Source organism: Citrobacter sp. 21OH12SH02A-Citro, from assembly GCF_027919895.1.
Lineage (GTDB): Bacteria > Pseudomonadota > Gammaproteobacteria > Enterobacterales > Enterobacteriaceae > Citrobacter > Citrobacter braakii.
In genome coordinates this window covers 3,287,739-3,304,807 of sequence record NZ_CP114801.1, presented here as the reverse complement: position 1 = coordinate 3,304,807, position 17,069 = coordinate 3,287,739, and the positions used below count along the sequence as shown (strand labels likewise).

Genomic DNA, 17,069 nt, shown 5'->3' with positions numbered 1-17,069 from the left:
AACCTAAGCTGTGTTGCTGATTGGGCAGGCAGAATTTATGACTACGAGGACGATGATGAAAAACACCGAACTGGAACAACTGATCAACGACAAACTGAACAGCGCCGCCATTAGCGACTATGCGCCGAATGGTTTGCAGGTTGAGGGCAAAGAGACGGTGCATAAAATCGTGACCGGCGTGACCGCAAGTCAGGCGTTACTGGACGAGGCGGTACGCCTGCAGGCGGATGCGGTCATCGTTCATCACGGTTATTTCTGGAAAGGCGAATCTCCGGTTATTCGCGGTATGAAGCGCCATCGTCTGAAGACGCTGTTGGAAAATGATATCAACCTGTATGGCTGGCACCTGCCGCTGGATGCTCACCCGGAACTGGGTAATAACGCGCAGCTGGCAGCGCTGTTGGGGATCACCGTCATGGGTGAAATCGAGCCGCTGGTGCCATGGGGAGAACTCTCCATGCCGGTTCCGGGGCTGGAGCTGGCATCGTGGATTGAAGCGCGTTTAGGCCGTAAACCGTTATGGTGCGGTGATACCGGGCCGGAAAAAGTTCAGCGCGTCGCCTGGTGTACAGGGGGCGGTCAGAGTTTCATTGATAGCGCAGCCCGGTTTGGTGTCGATGCCTTTATCACCGGTGAAGTTTCAGAGCAAACCATTCACTCAGCCCGCGAGCAAGGGTTGCATTTTTATGCTGCTGGTCACCATGCGACCGAACGCGGCGGCATTCGCGCATTGAGCGAATGGCTGAATGAAAATACCGATCTGGACGTAACCTTTATCGATATTCCTAATCCAGCGTAATAAAGAGGGACGAAAGTGCAGCGAGCGCGTTGTTATCTGTTAGGTGAAAGTGCGGTGGTTCTTGAGCTGGAACCTCCCATTACGCTGGCGACTCAGAAACGCATCTGGCGTCTGGCCCAGCGTCTGGTTGATGCCTCGAATGTGCTGGAAGCTATTCCGGGAATGAACAATATCACGGTTACCCTGCGCGACCCGAAAACGCTGGCGCTGGATGCGATTGAACGCCTGCAGCGCTGGTGGGAAGAGAGTGAGGCGCTGGAGCCGGACTCGCGCTTTATTGAAATTCCCGTGACCTATGGCGGTGAGTTCGGTCCCGATTTGGCAGAGGTCGCCCGGCACAGTGGATTAAGTGACAAGCAGGTCGTCGAACTTCATGCGTCGGTTGATTATGTGGTGTGGTTTATCGGTTTTCAGCCGGGATTTCCCTATCTCGGGAGCTTACCTGAACCGCTCCATACTCCGAGGCGTGCGGAACCGCGTCTGCTTGTTCCGGCAGGTTCTGTCGGTATTGGCGGATCCCAAACGGGGGTCTATCCGCTTTCCACGCCAGGCGGATGGCAATTGATTGGCCGTACCTCCGTTGCGTTATTTGATCCAAAACGGCAGGAGCCGATTCTGTTACGGGCTGGCGATACCGTGCGTTTTGTCCCGCAGAAGGAGGGGATATGTTAAACATCATTCGCGCTGGCATGTACACCTCAGTACAGGACGGGGGACGCCATAGTTTTCGTCAATCCGGAATCAGTCACTGTGGCGCGCTGGATAAACCGGCGCTGAACGTTGCTAACCTGCTGGTAGGTAATGATGCGAATGCCGCTGCGCTGGAAATCACACTGGGGCAGTTGGTGGTGGAATTTGAAACCGATGGCTGGTTTGCCCTGACCGGTGCGGGATGTGAAGCGCACCTGGATCGTACTCCTGTATGGAGCGGATGGCGGCTGCCGGTGAAAGCCGGGCAGCGTCTGACGCTAAAACGTCCACATCACGGCATGCGCAGCTATCTGGCGGTAGCGGGCGGTTTTGATGTGCCCGAAGTAATGGGGTCGCGCAGTACCGATCTCAAAGTCGGAATTGGCGGGCTGGAAGGGCGTCTGCTGCGCGATGGCGATCGGCTGCCAATTGGCGCATCGACCCGGCAATTCAGCGGGCCGCAGGGCGTAAAACAGCTGATGTGGGGCAACCACATTCGCGCGCTCCCCGGGCCTGAATACCAGGAGTTTGACGAAGTATCGCAGGCTTCTTTCTGGCGCTCCCCGTGGCAACTGAGTCCGCAAAGCAACCGTATGGGGTATCGCTTGCAGGGGCAGTCGCTGACGCGCACGACCGATCGCGAGCTATTGTCGCATGGTTTGCTCCCTGGCGTAGTGCAGGTTCCGCATAATGGTCAGCCCATCGTGCTGATGAACGATGCTCAGACGACGGGCGGCTATCCGCGTATCGCCTGTATCATCGAAGCAGATATGTATCATCTGGCGCAGATCCCGCTCGGCCAGCCGATCCATTTTGTGCAGTGTTCGCTGGAGGAAGCGCTTAAGGCGCGCCACGATCGGCAGCGTTATCTGGAACAGTTAACATGGCGACTTAACAATGAAAATTGATCTCAACGCAGACCTCGGTGAGGGATGCCCTAACGATGCAGCGCTGCTGCAACTGGTGTCATCAGCCAACATCGCCTGTGGGTTTCACGCCGGTGATGCGCAGACGATGCTTTTAAGCGTGCGCGAAGCGCTAAAAAATGGCGTAGCGATAGGCGCGCATCCGAGTTTTCCGGATCGTGAAAATTTTGGCCGTAGCGCCATGACCCTGCCTGTGGAAACGGTGTATGCGCAGATGCTGTATCAAATTGGTGCGCTGGCTGCCATCACGCGTGCGCAGGGCGGCGTAATGCGTCATGTTAAACCGCACGGTATGCTTTATAACCAGGCGGCGAAAGATCCTCAGTTGGCGGATGCTATTGCTCAAGCGGTGTATGCCTGCGATCCGTCGCTGGTTCTGGTAGGGCTGGCGGGAAGCGAACTGATTCGTGCGGGTGAACGCTATGGTCTGGTAACACGTCAGGAGGTTTTTGCCGATCGGGGTTATCAGGCGGATGGCAGTCTGGTGCCGCGCAGCCAGCCGGGCGCATTGATTGAGGATGAAGAGCAGGCGCTGGCGCAAACGCTAGAAATGGTGCAATCCGGCAGAGTAAAAAGCCAGAGTGGAACGTGGGCGAACGTGACAGCCCAGACGGTATGCATTCACGGGGATGGTGAGCACGCACTCGCTTTTGCCCGTCGCTTGCGAGCCGCATTCAATGCATGCAATATTCAAATTAGCGCATAAATTTATTCATAAAAAACAATAATATATTACACAACAACATATACAGGACTGAATTATGGGAGAGGTAATTTCTCTCTGGCCATTGACGGGGATCGCCGTCATCGTGGTCGGATTTCTTTTACGTTTTAACCCGGTATTGGTGGTCATTATTGCCGGGATCGTCACGGGGCTGGCGGCGCATATGCCGATCGCCACTATCCTTGAGAAGCTGGGTGAAGGTTTTCTTAACACCCGCAACCTGCCATTTATCCTGCTGATCCCGCTGGCGGTTATTGGCCTGCTGGAACGCCACGGACTCAAAGAGCGTGCTCAGGCGTGGATTGCAAAAATCCGCAGCGCCACCAGTGGCCGTCTGCTTATTGTCTATCTGTTCATTCGCGAAGCGACCGCTGCGTTAGGGTTGACCAGTCTGGGGGGGCATCCGCAGATGGTGCGTCCGCTGCTGGCGCCGATGGCGGAAGGAGCCGCAGAGAAAAATCACGGCGAGATACCTGGGGCGGTACGCTATCGTCTGCGCGCCATGTCAGCTGCGACCGATAACGTCGGACTGTTCTTCGGTGAAGATATCTTTGTTGCCTTCGGTGCCATCATTTTTATGCACAACTTTATGCTGGAGTCTGGTGGGATCCAGACCGAACCGCTGCATATTGCCTTGTGGGGGATCCCAACGGCAATTTGTGCATTCCTGATCCACGGTACGCGTCTGTGGCGTCTGGATAGCTATTTGCAACGTGAGGTGGCGAAAGCGAATGCCGCAGCGAAAGGGGAAGCGAAATGAATTTTCAACAAAGCTATCTCTACTGGCTGGCGGGAGCGGTATTACTGATTGTGGCGCTGATGTCCTGGCAGGACAAAGCGAACCCGCGTCGCTTCACCACCGGCCTGTTTTGGGGCATATACGGCGTACTGTTTCTGCTTGGCGACTGGACATACTCGCTGTTTGGCGACAAACGCACGGTGCATATTGCCGTTGGCGTCGCGGTGGTCGTGCTGGCCCTGATCGCCGGTTTTGGCGGCGTGAAGCTGGGAAGCTACCATCAACGAACGCAGCAACAGCGCGAAGAAAGCGCCAGTCGTCTGGGTAATCGCCTGTTTTTCCCGGCGCTGGCAATTCCGGTGGTAACGGTTATTGGCGTGCTGATGTTCAACCATATTCCGGGCTTACAGGATGCGCTGTTTGGGCCGGGTAATCACGCCACGCTGGTGACGCTCTTTTCCATGACCGCAGGCTCGTTGATTGGTCTGGCGATGGCGATAAAAATGACCCATGAGCGGGTTCATCAACCGATTCAGGAGGCGCGCCGTCTGCTGGACTCCATCGGCTGGGCGTTTATCCTGCCGCAGATTTTGGCCACGCTCGGGCTGTTGTTTACGGCAGCGGGCGTAGGCAGCGGTATTTCCTGGCTGACGCAAGAATACCTGGCGGTGGATAGCCGCTTTATCGCAGTGGCGGTGTACACCCTCGGCATGGCATTGCTGACGATGGTCATGGGCAATGCGTTTGCCGCTTTCCCGATCGTGACCGCTGGAATTGGTATTCCGATCCTCGTGCTGCAGCACGGCGGCAATCCGGCAGTAATGGCGGCAATTGGTATGTTCTCTGGCTATTGCGGGACGTTAATGACGCCGATGGCGGCAAACTTTAACATTGTTCCTGCAGCGCTGCTGGAGCTGCCGGATAAAAACGCGGTGATTAAAGCGCAGGTGCCAACCGGCATACTGCTGTTGCTGGTCAACGTGTTCCTGATGTATTTCCTGATGTTCTTGTAAGGAGACAGGATGAAAACAGTACTCATCACGGGATTTGAACCCTTTGGCGGCGAGTCAGTTAACCCTTCCTGGGAAGTGGTCTCGGGCCTCGACAATGCTATCATCGGCGGATGCCGCGTCGTTGCTCGCCAACTGCCGTGCGTCTTTGGCGAGTCTCTTGCCGTACTCAATGGTGCGATTGACGCGCTGTCGCCATCACTGGTGCTGGCGGTGGGGCAGGCGGGTGGACGCACGGATGTCACCGTGGAGCGCGTGGCGATCAACGTTGACGATGCGCGTATTGCGGATAATCAGGGTCAACAGCCGGTAGATGTGCCGATTGTGGCCGATGGTCCGGCGGCGTGGTTTAGTTCGTTGCCGATCAAAGCGATGGTTGTTGCCATGCGCAACGCGGGAATTCCGGCTTCGGTTTCCCAGACCGCGGGCACTTTCGTGTGTAACCACGTGATGTATGGCCTGCTGCATAAACTACGTGACGTTCCGGCGGTAAAGGGAGGATTTATCCATATCCCTTATTTGCCGCAACAGGCTGCACAGCATCCCGGGGCGCCAAGTATGGCAGCGGACACGGTGCGCCGGGCGCTGGAAGTTGCGATTGCCACCGCGTTGCAGGTGGAGAGTGATATCGCAGTGACGGGCGGTGCAACACATTAAAAAAGGACAGTCTTATGCCTGAAGGCCCGGAGATCCGCCGCGCGGCGGATAACCTGGAGGCGGCAGTCAAAGGCAAACCCCTGACCGATGTCTGGTTTGCCTTTGAGCAGCTAAAACCGTATCAATCTCAACTGATTGGGCAGAGTGTTACCCAGCTTGAAACGCGGGGTAAAGCATTGCTGACCCGTTTTTCTAATGGATTGACGCTGTACAGCCACAATCAGCTCTATGGCGTATGGCGAGTAGTGGATACCGGAAAAATACCGCAGACTTCGCGGGTTCTGCGTGTCAGGTTGCAAACACACGACAAAACTATTCTGCTCTATAGCGCCTCTGATATCGACATGCTGACGCCGGAACAGCTCGCTACCCATCCGTTCCTGCAACGGGTTGGGCCGGACGTTCTGGATTTACGTTTAACGCCCGATGACGTGAAAGCGCGTCTGTTATCCCCGCGTTTTCGCAATCGCCAGTTTTCTGGCCTGCTGTTGGACCAGACGTTTCTGGCGGGATTAGGTAACTACCTGCGAGTAGAGATTCTCTGGCAGGTAGGGCTGACCGGGCAGCATAAAGCGTCGATGCTCGGAGATGAGCAGTTGGATGCGCTGGCGCATGCGCTGCTTGATATTCCTCGTTTGTCCTATAACACCCGCGGGCTGGTGGATGAGAATAAACATCACGGCGCGCTGTTTCGCTTTAAGGTCTTTCACCGGGATGGTGAAGCCTGTGAGCGCTGTGGCGGAACCATCGAAAAAACGACGCTCTCTTCACGACCCTTTTACTGGTGTCCAGGATGTCAGCACTAAGCGGGATGCTTTGGCGCGTGTAGCGAAATAAACCGCGCCACCGCCGGGCCAGTCAATAAAATACTGAATAGCCGCAGGGTTTGCATCGCCATGATCAGCGCCATATCGGCGTGACTCCCCGCGGCAATCACCGCAACAGAATCCACGCCGCCTGGACTGGTCGCCAGATAGGCGGTAAGAAAATCTATCTGCATGTAATGCGCCAGTCCCCAGGCCATAGCGGCGCAGATCGCCATCAGTGAAAAAATGGACAAGAGGATTTGCGGTAAGGGGCGCAACGCCATTAAAAAGATCTGCTTGTCAAAGCCCAGGCCAATTTGCCAGCCGATGGCCATATAGGCAATCGCGAGCAACCATTCCGGTAGTTCGATCACCATCACGCCACCAGCATTCAGCAATGCGCCTGCCAACATCGGTAGCAACATGACGCCAGAGGGGATACGCAATAGACGCCCGGCCGTACCGGCAACGGCGGCCAGCGCCAGGGTACTGAACAGATTGCTGCTCAGCGGCGGAAACCAGACGATTTGCTCACTGACCGTTTGGGCCTGGTCGCCCATCATCACTCGGGTGACCAGTGCCGCCGCACCAACCACCAACAGTACGCGCAGATACTGCATAAACGCCACCAGCCGGATGTCGGCACCATATTCCTGCGCCATCGCCACCATTGCCGCCGCACCGCCAGGTGACGAGCCCCATGCACCGGTGTTTCCCGGTAGGTTACTGTAGCGAACCAGCAGCCAGCCGATTACCGCGCTGCTGATAAGGGTCGCCAGCAGGATGATAATCACCATCGGCCAGTGGGCCGTAAGGGTCGTTAAGATTGAGCCCGTCAGGTTTTGGGCAATCATGCAGCCAAGAATCGCCTGCGCGCCAAGAAATGTGCAGCGGGGAGGGTGCAGTGAGATGCCGCGCATACTGAATATGATGCCGACGATCATCGAACCGAGCAGCAGCGGTCCTGGAAGGTGTATAAACAAAAAGAACAGGGAAAGAAGGAGCGATAGCAGAAACAACAGGCTCCACTGCAAAACAGGCATCCCATGCTCCTGAGTGAAATGACGGAAATCTCAGTAAATCATAGAGAAAGCATGATGAGAATAAAATAATATGCATCAAAAAAAACAGGTCGGATTCTGGCTTCAATGCCTTGTCCGACCCGGGAGAATTAATGGCTGTAAGCCGGACAGGCGCTGGCGCCATCCGGCAGACAATTAACGCTTAATATCAGACTTAAAATCGCGCTTATCGTAGCCGGTGTACAGCTGACGCGGACGAGCGATTTTCATGCCGTCGGTGTGCATTTCGTTCCAGTGTGCAATCCAGCCCACGGTACGCGCCATGGCGAAGATAACGGTAAACATGGAGGACGGAATACCCATCGCCTTCAGGATGATGCCGGAGTAGAAATCTACGTTCGGGTAGAGTTTCTTCTCGATGAAGTACGGGTCGTTGAGCGCAATGTGTTCAAGTTCCATCGCCACTTCCAGCAGATCATCTTTGGTGCCCAGTTCTTTCAGTACTTCATGGCAGGTTTCACGCATGACGGTGGCGCGCGGGTCATAGTTTTTATAAACACGGTGACCAAAGCCCATCAGGCGGAAGGAATCATTCTTGTCTTTCGCGCGGCGAACAAATTCCGGAATGTGTTTAACAGAGCTGATTTCTTCCAGCATTTTCAGAGCAGCTTCGTTTGCGCCGCCGTGTGCTGGTCCCCACAGGGAAGCAATACCGGCCGCGATGCAGGCAAACGGGTTAGCGCCAGAAGAACCGGCGGTACGAACGGTAGAGGTTGAGGCGTTCTGTTCGTGGTCAGCGTGCAGGATCAAGATACGGTCCATTGCGCGTTCCAGAATCGGATTCACTTCGTATTTTTCGCACGGCGTGGAGAACATCATGTTCAGGAAGTTACCGGCGTAGGAGAGGTCATTACGCGGGTACACGAACGGCTGCCCGATGGAGTATTTGTAGCACATCGCTGCCATGGTCGGCATCTTGGACAGCAGACGGAAGGCGGCGATTTCACGGTGACGCGGATTATTCACATCCAGCGAGTCGTGGTAGAACGCAGCCAGCGCCCCGGTAACACCACACATAACGGCCATCGGGTGAGAGTCGCGGCGGAAACCGTGGAACAGGCGGGTGATCTGCTCGTGGATCATGGTATGGCGAGTGACTGTGGTTTTGAACTCGTCGTACTCTTCCTGCGTCGGTTTTTCGCCGTACAGCAGGATATAACACACTTCCAGATAGTTTGACTCGGTCGCCAACTGATCAATCGGGAAGCCGCGATGCAGCAAAATACCTTCGTCACCGTCGATGAAAGTAATTTTGGATTCGCAGGATGCGGTAGAGGTGAAACCTGGGTCAAAAGTAAACATCCCTTTTGAGCCAAGACTACGAATATCAATAACATCTTGACCGAGCGTACCTTTCAGCACATCCAGTTCAATAGCAGAGTCACCATTTAGAGTGATTTTTGCTTTAGTATCAGCCATTTACGGTCTCCTTAGCGCCTTATTGCTTAAGACTGCTGGAACTCACATTTGCCTTCGTACATCAATGAACCGTTACCAGTTTGTTATTTGGCTCGCCGCTCTGCGAAAGAGGGGATAACCTGGGTACAGAGCTATGGGCGCTTGCAGGTAAAACGGTCTTTTCATGGCGAATAAACTGCAAATCAAGAACTTAGCAATCCGAATTATTAAACCTGTCTATCACTAATAACTGTCCTGACTGTATTGGTCAATACTTCCACACTGTTACATAACTAAATGTCCGGTGAAAGAGTGACCCCATAACTTTTACGCATTATATGCTTTTTCTGGTGTCGTTTGTAACAATTTTGTTTAATGATTGTCAAATTAGATGGTTAAAAATTAAAATAATGTTGTTATCGTGACCTATGTCACTGTTCGGGATAAAACCCGACAAACTATATGTAGGTTAATTGTAATGATTTTGTGAACGTCCTATACTGCCGCCAGGTCTCCGGAATACCCTGCAATCCCGAGCCAACCAGCGTTGTAACGTGTCGTTTTAGCATCTGGAAGCAGTGTTTTATATGACGCGTAGTTATAGTAAGGACGCTGTCTGACCCGCACGCAGACCGGAGGAAGGAAATCCCGTCGTCTTTCAGGCTACAGGTGTCTTCATCTTCTGTACCCGAAGTCCAAAGGGAATAATAAGAACAGCATGTGGGCGTTATTCATGATAAGAAATGTGAAAAAACAAAGACCTGTCAATCTGGATCTACAAACGATCCGGTTCCCAATCACGGCGATAGCGTCCATTCTCCATCGCGTATCCGGAGTGATCACCTTCGTGGCGGTCGGGATTCTGTTGTGGTTATTGGGTACCAGCCTTTCCTCCCCTGAAGGTTTCCTCGCGGCGTCATCCATTATGAATAACTTCTTTGTGGAGTTAATTCTGTGGGGGATCCTGATTGCGCTGGCATATCACGCCGTAATGGGCATTCGCCATCTGTTGATGGATTTTGGCTATATCGAAGAAACCCTCGAAGCAGGGACACGTTCCGCCAAAATTTGTTTCGTTATCATTGTCGTGCTTTCACTTCTCGCAGGAGTCCTCGTATGGTAAGCAACGCCTCCGCATTAGGACGCAACGGCGTACATGACTTCATTCTGGTCCGTGCTACCGCTATCGTTCTGACGTTATACATCATCTATATGGTCGGCTTCTTCGCCACCAGCGGCGAACTGACGTTTGAAGTCTGGACCGGTTTCTTCTCATCGGCATTCACCAAAGTCTTCACCCTGCTGGCTCTTTTCTCCATCTTGATTCATGCCTGGATCGGCATGTGGCAGGTGTTGACCGACTACGTTAAACCGCTGGCCGTGCGCCTGATTCTGCAACTGGCTATCGTCGTTGCGCTGGTGGTTTACGTCATTTATGGATTTGTTGTGGTGTGGGGTGTGTAATGAAACTGCCAGTCAGAGAATTTGATGCTGTTGTGATTGGTGCCGGCGGCGCAGGTATGCGCGCGGCGCTGCAAATTTCCCAGAGCGGTCAGACCTGTGCGCTGCTCTCCAAAGTGTTCCCAACCCGTTCCCATACCGTATCTGCGCAAGGTGGCATCACCGTTGCGCTCGGTAATACCCATGAAGATAACTGGGAATGGCACATGTACGACACCGTAAAAGGGTCGGACTACATTGGTGACCAGGACGCTATTGAATATATGTGCAAAACCGGTCCGGAAGCGATTCTGGAGCTGGACCACATGGGGCTGCCGTTCTCTCGCCTCGATAATGGCACAATTTATCAACGTCCGTTTGGCGGCCAGTCGAAGAATTTCGGCGGCGAGCAGGCGGCACGTACCGCGGCAGCGGCAGACCGTACCGGCCATGCGCTGTTGCACACGCTGTATCAGCAGAACCTGAAAAACCACACCACCATCTTCTCCGAGTGGTACGCGCTGGATCTGGTGAAAAATGCCGATGGCGCGATTGTTGGTTGTACCGCGCTGTGTATCGAAACCGGTGAAGTCGTTTACTTCAAAGCTCGCGCAACCGTGCTGGCGACCGGCGGTGCTGGCCGTATTTATCAGTCCACCACCAACGCCCACATCAACACCGGTGACGGCGTCGGTATGGCTATCCGCGCTGGCGTGCCGGTGCAGGATATGGAGATGTGGCAGTTCCACCCAACCGGTATCGCTGGCGCGGGTGTTCTGGTAACAGAAGGCTGTCGTGGTGAAGGTGGCTACCTGCTGAACAAACACGGTGAGCGCTTCATGGAGCGTTATGCACCGAATGCGAAAGACCTGGCGGGTCGTGACGTGGTGGCGCGTTCCATCATGATCGAAATCCGCGAAGGTCGCGGCTGCGACGGTCCGTGGGGGCCGCACGCCAAACTGAAACTCGACCACCTGGGTAAAGAAGTGCTGGAGTCCCGTCTGCCGGGTATTCTCGAACTGTCCCGTACCTTTGCTCACGTTGACCCGGTGAAAGAGCCGATCCCGGTTATCCCAACCTGCCACTATATGATGGGCGGTATTCCGACCAAAGTCACCGGCCAGGCGCTGACCGTGAATGAGCAGGGCGAAGATGTGGTGATCCCAGGGCTGTTTGCCGTCGGTGAAATCGCCTGCGTATCGGTTCACGGTGCTAACCGTTTGGGCGGCAACTCACTGCTTGACCTAGTGGTATTTGGTCGTGCTGTGGGTCTGCATCTGCAGGAATCTATCGCAGAGCAGGGTGACCTGCTGGATGCAACCGAAGATGAAATCGACGCTTCTCTGGCGCGTCTGAATCGCTGGAACGGTAACCGTAACGGTGAAGACCCGGTGGCAATTCGTAAAGCGCTGCAGGAATGTATGCAGCATAACTTCTCGGTATTCCGCGAAGGCGATGCGATGGCGAAGGGTCTGGAAGAGCTGAAAGCGATTCGCGAACGCCTGAAAAATGCCCGTCTGGACGATACCTCCAGCGAGTTCAACACCCAGCGCGTTGAGTGTCTGGAGCTGGATAACCTGATGGAGACCGCGTACGCCACTGCAGTATCTGCAAACTTCCGTACCGAAAGCCGTGGCGCGCATAGCCGCTTCGACTTCCCGGAACGTGATGACGAAAACTGGCTGTGCCATTCCCTGTACCTGCCAGAGTCGGAATCCATGACGCGACGTCAAGTCAATATGGAACCGAAGCTGCGCCCGGCATTCCCGCCGAAGATTCGTACTTATTAATGCGGAGACAGGACAATGAAACTCGAGTTTTCAGTTTATCGCTATAACCCGGATGTTGACGACGCTCCGCGCATGCAGGATTACACCCTGGAGGCGGAAGAAGGGCGCGACATGATGCTGCTGGATGCGTTGATGCAGCTGAAAGAAAAAGATCCGTCGCTGTCGTTTCGTCGCTCATGCCGTGAAGGGGTTTGCGGCTCCGACGGTCTGAACATGAACGGCAAAAATGGACTGGCCTGTATCACACCTATTTCTGCGCTGAATCAGCCGGGCAAGAAAATTGTCATTCGCCCGCTGCCAGGTTTACCGGTTGTGCGCGATTTGGTGGTAGACATGGGGCAATTCTACGCACAGTATGAGAAGATTAAGCCTTACTTGTTGAATAATGGGAAAAATCCTCCGGCTCGTGAGCATTTACAAATGCCAGAGCAGCGTGAGAAGCTCGATGGGCTGTATGAATGTATTTTGTGTGCATGCTGCTCAACGTCCTGCCCATCATTCTGGTGGAACCCGGACAAGTTTATTGGCCCGGCAGGCCTGTTGGCCGCGTATCGCTTCTTAATTGATAGCCGCGATACCGAGACCGACAGCCGTCTGGAAGGTTTAAGTGACGCTTTCAGCGTATTCCGCTGTCATAGCATCATGAACTGCGTCAGCGTATGTCCTAAAGGGCTGAACCCGACGCGCGCCATCGGACATATTAAGTCGATGCTGCTCAAACGTAGTGCATAAGTAGTTGTAGTTGCCGGGGAAGAGATTCCCCGGCCGTGCAGGGAAACCTCTAAAAACTGCCACATTGATAGCAATAATCGCAGCCTGAACGATGACGATTATTAGACAGTTTTTAAAGGTTCCTTAGCGGACGCAGATGACACGACAGTCCGCAACAAGTGAACCCCGGCACGCACATCGGTGTGCGTGGTAGTATCCACGGCGAAATAAGCATACAAATGCTTAAGGGATCACGATGCAGAACAGCGCTTTGAAAGCCTGGTTGGACTCTTCTTACCTCTCTGGTTCTAACCAGAGCTGGATAGAACAGCTCTATGAAGACTTCTTAACCGACCCTGACTCGGTAGATGCTAACTGGCGTTCGACGTTCCAGCAGTTACCTGGTACCGGAGTCAAACCGGATCAACTCCACTCAAAAACACGTGATTATTTCCGTCGACAGGCGTTGATTACCCCACGTTACTCTTCTTCTATTTCCGACCCTGATGCCAATGTGAAGCAGGTTAAAGTCCTGCAGCTCATTAACGCCTATCGTTTCCGCGGTCATCAGCATGCGAATCTCGATCCGCTGGGACTGTGGCAGCAAGAAAATGTGGCCGATCTGGATCCCTCCTTCCACGATCTGACCGATGCGGATTTCCAGGAAAGCTTTAACGTGGGTTCTTTTGCCGGTGGCAAAGACACGATGAAGCTGAGCGACCTGGTTGTCGCGCTGAAACAAACCTACTGCGGCCCGATTGGCGCCGAGTATATGCACATCACCAGCACCGAAGAAAAACGCTGGCTTCAGCAGCGTATCGAGTCTGGTCGTACTGCGTTCAGTAGTGAAGAGAAGAAACGCTTTCTCAGCGAACTGACCGCAGCGGAAGGTCTGGAACGCTACCTGGGTGCAAAATTCCCGGGCGCGAAACGCTTCTCGCTGGAAGGCGGTGATGCGTTAATCCCAATGCTCAAAGAGATGATCCGCCACGCCGGTAACAGCGGTACCCGTGAAGTGGTACTGGGTATGGCGCACCGTGGTCGTCTGAACGTCCTGGTTAACGTGCTGGGTAAAAAGCCGCAGGATCTATTCGACGAATTTGCGGGCAAACATAAAGAACACCTCGGCACCGGTGACGTGAAGTACCACATGGGCTTCTCATCGGATATCGAAACCGAAGGCGGTCTGGTGCATCTGGCGCTGGCGTTTAACCCGTCGCACCTGGAAATCGTTAGCCCGGTGGTTATCGGTTCCGTACGTGCACGCTTGGATCGTCTGGACGAGCCGAGCAGCAATAAAGTGCTGCCAATCACTATTCATGGTGATGCGGCAGTAACCGGGCAAGGCGTGGTTCAGGAAACCCTGAACATGTCGAAAGCGCGTGGTTACGAAGTGGGCGGTACCGTTCGCATCGTTATCAACAACCAGGTGGGCTTCACCACCTCTAACCCGCTAGATGCACGTTCTACACCGTACTGCACCGACATCGGTAAGATGGTTCAGGCGCCGATTTTCCACGTGAACGCGGATGACCCGGAAGCGGTCGCTTTCGTAACGCGTCTGGCACTGGATTTCCGTAATACCTTTAAACGCGATGTCTTTATCGATCTGGTGTGCTACCGCCGTCACGGCCACAACGAAGCCGACGAGCCAAGCGCAACCCAGCCGCTGATGTATCAGAAAATCAAAAAGCATCCGACCCCGCGCAAAATCTACGCTGACAAGCTGGAAGCGGACAACGTCGCTACGCTGGAAGATGCGACCGAAATGGTCAATCTGTATCGTGACGCGCTGGACGCAGGCGAATGCGTGGTGAAAGAGTGGCGTCCAATGAATATGCACTCCTTCACCTGGTCTCCGTACCTCAACCACGAATGGGATGAAAACTACCCGAACAAAGTTGAGATGAAGCGTCTGCAGGAGCTGGCAAAACGCATCAGCACCGTGCCTGAAGCGGTGGAAATGCAGTCGCGTGTTGCCAAAATTTACGGCGACCGTCAGGCCATGGCCGCAGGCGAGAAGCTGTTCGACTGGGGTGGCGCAGAGAATCTGGCTTACGCCACGCTGGTTGATGAAGGCATTCCGGTACGTCTGTCGGGTGAAGACTCTGGCCGCGGAACCTTCTTCCACCGTCATGCGGTGATTCATAACCAGGCGAATGGTTCAACGTACACTCCGCTGCAGCATGTGCATAACGGGCAGGGCACGTTCCGCGTATGGGACTCCGTGCTGTCTGAAGAAGCGGTGCTGGCATTCGAGTACGGTTATGCCACGGCAGAACCGCGCACCCTGACTATCTGGGAAGCGCAGTTCGGTGACTTCGCCAACGGTGCGCAGGTGGTTATCGACCAGTTCATCTCTTCCGGCGAGCAGAAATGGGGCCGTATGTGCGGTCTGGTTATGCTGCTGCCACACGGCTATGAAGGTCAGGGGCCGGAGCACTCCTCCGCGCGTCTGGAACGTTATCTGCAACTTTGCGCTGAGCAAAACATGCAGGTTTGCGTCCCGTCTACCCCGGCACAGGTTTACCACATGCTTCGTCGTCAGGCGCTGCGCGGAATGCGTCGTCCGCTGGTAGTGATGTCACCGAAGTCGCTGCTGCGTCATCCGCTGGCGGTGTCCACGCTGGATGAACTGGCAAATGGCACCTTCCTGCCAGCCATTGGCGAAGTAGATGAACTTGATCCTAAAGGTGTGAAGCGTGTCGTGATGTGTTCTGGTAAGGTTTATTACGACCTGCTGGAGCAACGCCGCAAGAACGACCAAAAAGATGTCGCCATTGTGCGTATCGAACAGCTCTATCCGTTCCCGCATAAAGCGGTGCAGGAAGCGCTGAAACCGTTTGCTCATGTACATGATTTTGTCTGGTGCCAGGAAGAGCCGCTCAACCAGGGCGCATGGTACTGCAGCCAGCATCATTTCCGTGAAGTAATTCCATTTGGGTCAGCTCTGCGTTATGCAGGTCGCCCGGCCTCTGCCTCTCCGGCAGTAGGATATATGTCCGTTCACCAGAAGCAGCAACAAGATCTGGTTAATGACGCGCTGAACGTCGATTAAATAAAGGATAAATAATGAGTAGCGTAGATATTCTTGTTCCCGACCTGCCTGAATCCGTAGCGGATGCAACGGTTGCAACCTGGCACAAAAAACCGGGCGATGCAGTACGTCGTGATGAAGTACTGGTAGAAATCGAAACTGACAAAGTGGTACTGGAAGTACCGGCATCAGCGGACGGTATTCTTGATGCGGTTCTGGAAGATGAAGGGACAACCGTCACTTCTCGCCAGATCCTCGGTCGCCTGCGTGAAGGCAACAGCTCTGGCAAAGAGACCAGCGCCAAGTCTGAAGAGAAAGATTCTACTCCGGCACAACGCCAGCAGGCGTCTCTTGCTGAACAGAACAACGATGCCCTGAGCCCGGCGATCCGTCGCCTGCTGGGTGAGCATAACCTCGAAGCCAGCGCCATCAATGGCACCGGCGTCGGTGGTCGTATCACGCGTGAAGATGTTGAAAAGCATCTGGCCAAAGCACCGGCTGCGAAAGCAGAAGCCAAAGCGCCGGCCGCCGCGCCTGCACCACAGGCTCAACTGGGCGCTCGTGGCGAAAAACGTGTTCCGATGACCCGTCTACGCAAACGCGTAGCTGAGCGTCTGCTGGAAGCGAAAAACTCCACCGCCATGCTGACCACGTTCAACGAAGTCAACATGAAGCCAATCATGGATCTGCGTAAGCAGTACGGTGACGCGTTCGAGAAACGTCACGGTATCCGTCTGGGCTTTATGTCTTTCTACGTGAAAGCGGTTGTTGAAGCGCTGAAACGCTATCCGGAAGTGAACGCGTCCATCGACGGTGATGACGTGGTTTACCACAACTACTTTGATGTCAGCATGGCGGTCTCCACGCCGCGTGGCCTGGTCACGCCGGTCCTGCGTGATGTGGATCTGCTGGGTATGGCTGACATCGAGAAAAATATTAAAGAACTGGCAGTTAAAGGTCGCGACGGCAAGCTGACGGTCGACGATCTGACGGGCGGTAACTTCACCATCACTAACGGTGGCGTGTTCGGTTCCCTGATGTCTACCCCGATCATCAACCCACCGCAGAGCGCCATCCTGGGTATGCATGCCATCAAAGATCGTCCGATGGCAGTAGACGGCAAGGTTGAAATCCTGCCGATGATGTATCTGGCGCTGTCTTATGACCACCGTTTGATCGATGGTCGTGAGTCAGTAGGCTTCCTGGTAACCATTAAAGAGTTGCTGGAAGATCCGACGCGTCTGCTGCTGGACGTGTAGT

17 protein-coding genes are annotated in these 17,069 nt (G+C 54.4%); 14 read left to right on the top strand and 3 right to left on the bottom strand.

The window, feature by feature from the left end:
* The first annotated feature begins 55 nt into the window (after positions 1-55).
* From ybgI to nei, 8 genes are read left to right on the top strand one after another with little or no spacing between them, the layout of a single operon-like run.
* Positions 56-799 carry a radiation resistance protein YbgI gene (gene ybgI / locus O6D90_RS16115; RefSeq protein WP_016152273.1) on the top strand — a complete coding sequence of 248 codons (744 nt, stop codon included), beginning with the start codon at positions 56-58 and terminating at the stop codon, positions 797-799.
* A 15-nt stretch (positions 800-814) separates the two neighbouring features.
* A complete protein-coding gene (gene pxpB / locus O6D90_RS16110) occupies positions 815-1,471 on the top strand; it encodes a 5-oxoprolinase subunit PxpB (RefSeq protein ID WP_016155996.1) in 657 nt (218 codons plus the stop codon).
* Complete coding sequence (gene pxpC / locus O6D90_RS16105) at positions 1,465-2,397, top strand: 5-oxoprolinase subunit PxpC (RefSeq protein WP_016152275.1); 933 nt, start codon at positions 1,465-1,467, stop codon at positions 2,395-2,397. The genes pxpB and pxpC overlap by 7 nt, the downstream gene beginning before the upstream one ends.
* A complete protein-coding gene (pxpA, locus tag O6D90_RS16100) occupies positions 2,387-3,121 on the top strand; it encodes a 5-oxoprolinase subunit PxpA (protein ID WP_016155997.1) in 735 nt (244 codons plus the stop codon). The genes pxpC and pxpA overlap by 11 nt, the downstream gene beginning before the upstream one ends.
* Positions 3,122-3,176: 55 nt before the next feature.
* Positions 3,177-3,899, top strand: a complete 723-nt coding sequence (locus tag O6D90_RS16095; RefSeq protein WP_003831395.1) for a DUF969 domain-containing protein — start codon at positions 3,177-3,179, stop codon at positions 3,897-3,899.
* The gene (locus O6D90_RS16090; protein WP_016152277.1) at positions 3,896-4,891 is read left to right on the top strand and encodes a DUF979 domain-containing protein; all 996 of its coding nucleotides are present in this window, start codon (positions 3,896-3,898) and stop codon (positions 4,889-4,891) included. Before O6D90_RS16095 ends, O6D90_RS16090 begins: the two co-directional genes overlap by 4 nt.
* 9 nt (positions 4,892-4,900) lie before the next feature.
* Entirely contained in the window at positions 4,901-5,545 is a 645-nt protein-coding gene (gene pcp / locus O6D90_RS16085; protein ID WP_016155998.1) for a pyroglutamyl-peptidase I, read from the top strand.
* Between the two features lie 14 nt (positions 5,546-5,559).
* Positions 5,560-6,351, top strand: coding sequence for an endonuclease VIII (nei, locus tag O6D90_RS16080; protein ID WP_016155999.1), 792 nt, complete (start codon positions 5,560-5,562; stop codon positions 6,349-6,351).
* Here the strand turns inward: nei and O6D90_RS16075 are convergent.
* The 3 genes from O6D90_RS16075 to O6D90_RS26385 all read right to left on the bottom strand — a co-directional run bounded on the left by O6D90_RS16075 (position 6,348) and on the right by O6D90_RS26385 (position 9,112).
* Positions 6,348-7,394 carry an AbrB family transcriptional regulator gene (locus O6D90_RS16075; protein ID WP_016156000.1) on the bottom strand — a complete coding sequence of 349 codons (1,047 nt, stop codon included), beginning with the start codon at positions 7,392-7,394 and terminating at the stop codon, positions 6,348-6,350. The genes nei and O6D90_RS16075 overlap by 4 nt on opposite strands.
* 174 nt (positions 7,395-7,568) lie before the next feature.
* Positions 7,569-8,852, bottom strand: coding sequence for a citrate synthase (locus O6D90_RS16070; RefSeq protein WP_016152281.1), 1,284 nt, complete (start codon positions 8,850-8,852; stop codon positions 7,569-7,571).
* 206 nt (positions 8,853-9,058) lie between these two features.
* The gene (locus O6D90_RS26385; RefSeq protein ID WP_418135082.1) at positions 9,059-9,112 is read right to left on the bottom strand and encodes a hypothetical protein; all 54 of its coding nucleotides are present in this window, start codon (positions 9,110-9,112) and stop codon (positions 9,059-9,061) included.
* A gap of 437 nt (positions 9,113-9,549) precedes the next feature.
* Between O6D90_RS26385 and sdhC the strand changes: the two genes are divergently transcribed.
* The 6 genes from sdhC to odhB all read left to right on the top strand — a co-directional run bounded on the left by sdhC (position 9,550) and on the right by odhB (position 17,068).
* Positions 9,550-9,954 (top strand): succinate dehydrogenase cytochrome b556 subunit, encoded by a 405-nt coding sequence (gene sdhC / locus O6D90_RS16065; RefSeq protein ID WP_016152282.1) that lies wholly within the window; start codon positions 9,550-9,552, stop codon positions 9,952-9,954.
* Positions 9,948-10,295, top strand: coding sequence for a succinate dehydrogenase membrane anchor subunit (gene sdhD, locus O6D90_RS16060; protein ID WP_005122550.1), 348 nt, complete (start codon positions 9,948-9,950; stop codon positions 10,293-10,295). The genes sdhC and sdhD overlap by 7 nt, the downstream gene beginning before the upstream one ends.
* Positions 10,295-12,061 carry a succinate dehydrogenase flavoprotein subunit gene (gene sdhA, locus O6D90_RS16055; protein ID WP_003022919.1) on the top strand — a complete coding sequence of 589 codons (1,767 nt, stop codon included), beginning with the start codon at positions 10,295-10,297 and terminating at the stop codon, positions 12,059-12,061. Before sdhD ends, sdhA begins: the two co-directional genes overlap by 1 nt.
* Positions 12,062-12,076: 15 nt before the next feature.
* Positions 12,077-12,793 carry a succinate dehydrogenase iron-sulfur subunit SdhB gene (gene sdhB, locus O6D90_RS16050; RefSeq protein WP_003022921.1) on the top strand — a complete coding sequence of 239 codons (717 nt, stop codon included), beginning with the start codon at positions 12,077-12,079 and terminating at the stop codon, positions 12,791-12,793.
* 235 nt (positions 12,794-13,028) lie between these two features.
* Entirely contained in the window at positions 13,029-15,830 is a 2,802-nt protein-coding gene (sucA, locus tag O6D90_RS16045) for a 2-oxoglutarate dehydrogenase E1 component (protein ID WP_016152283.1), read from the top strand.
* A 14-nt stretch (positions 15,831-15,844) separates the two neighbouring features.
* Entirely contained in the window at positions 15,845-17,068 is a 1,224-nt protein-coding gene (gene odhB, locus O6D90_RS16040) for a 2-oxoglutarate dehydrogenase complex dihydrolipoyllysine-residue succinyltransferase (RefSeq protein WP_016156001.1), read from the top strand.
* Position 17,069: the final 1 nt, after the last annotated feature.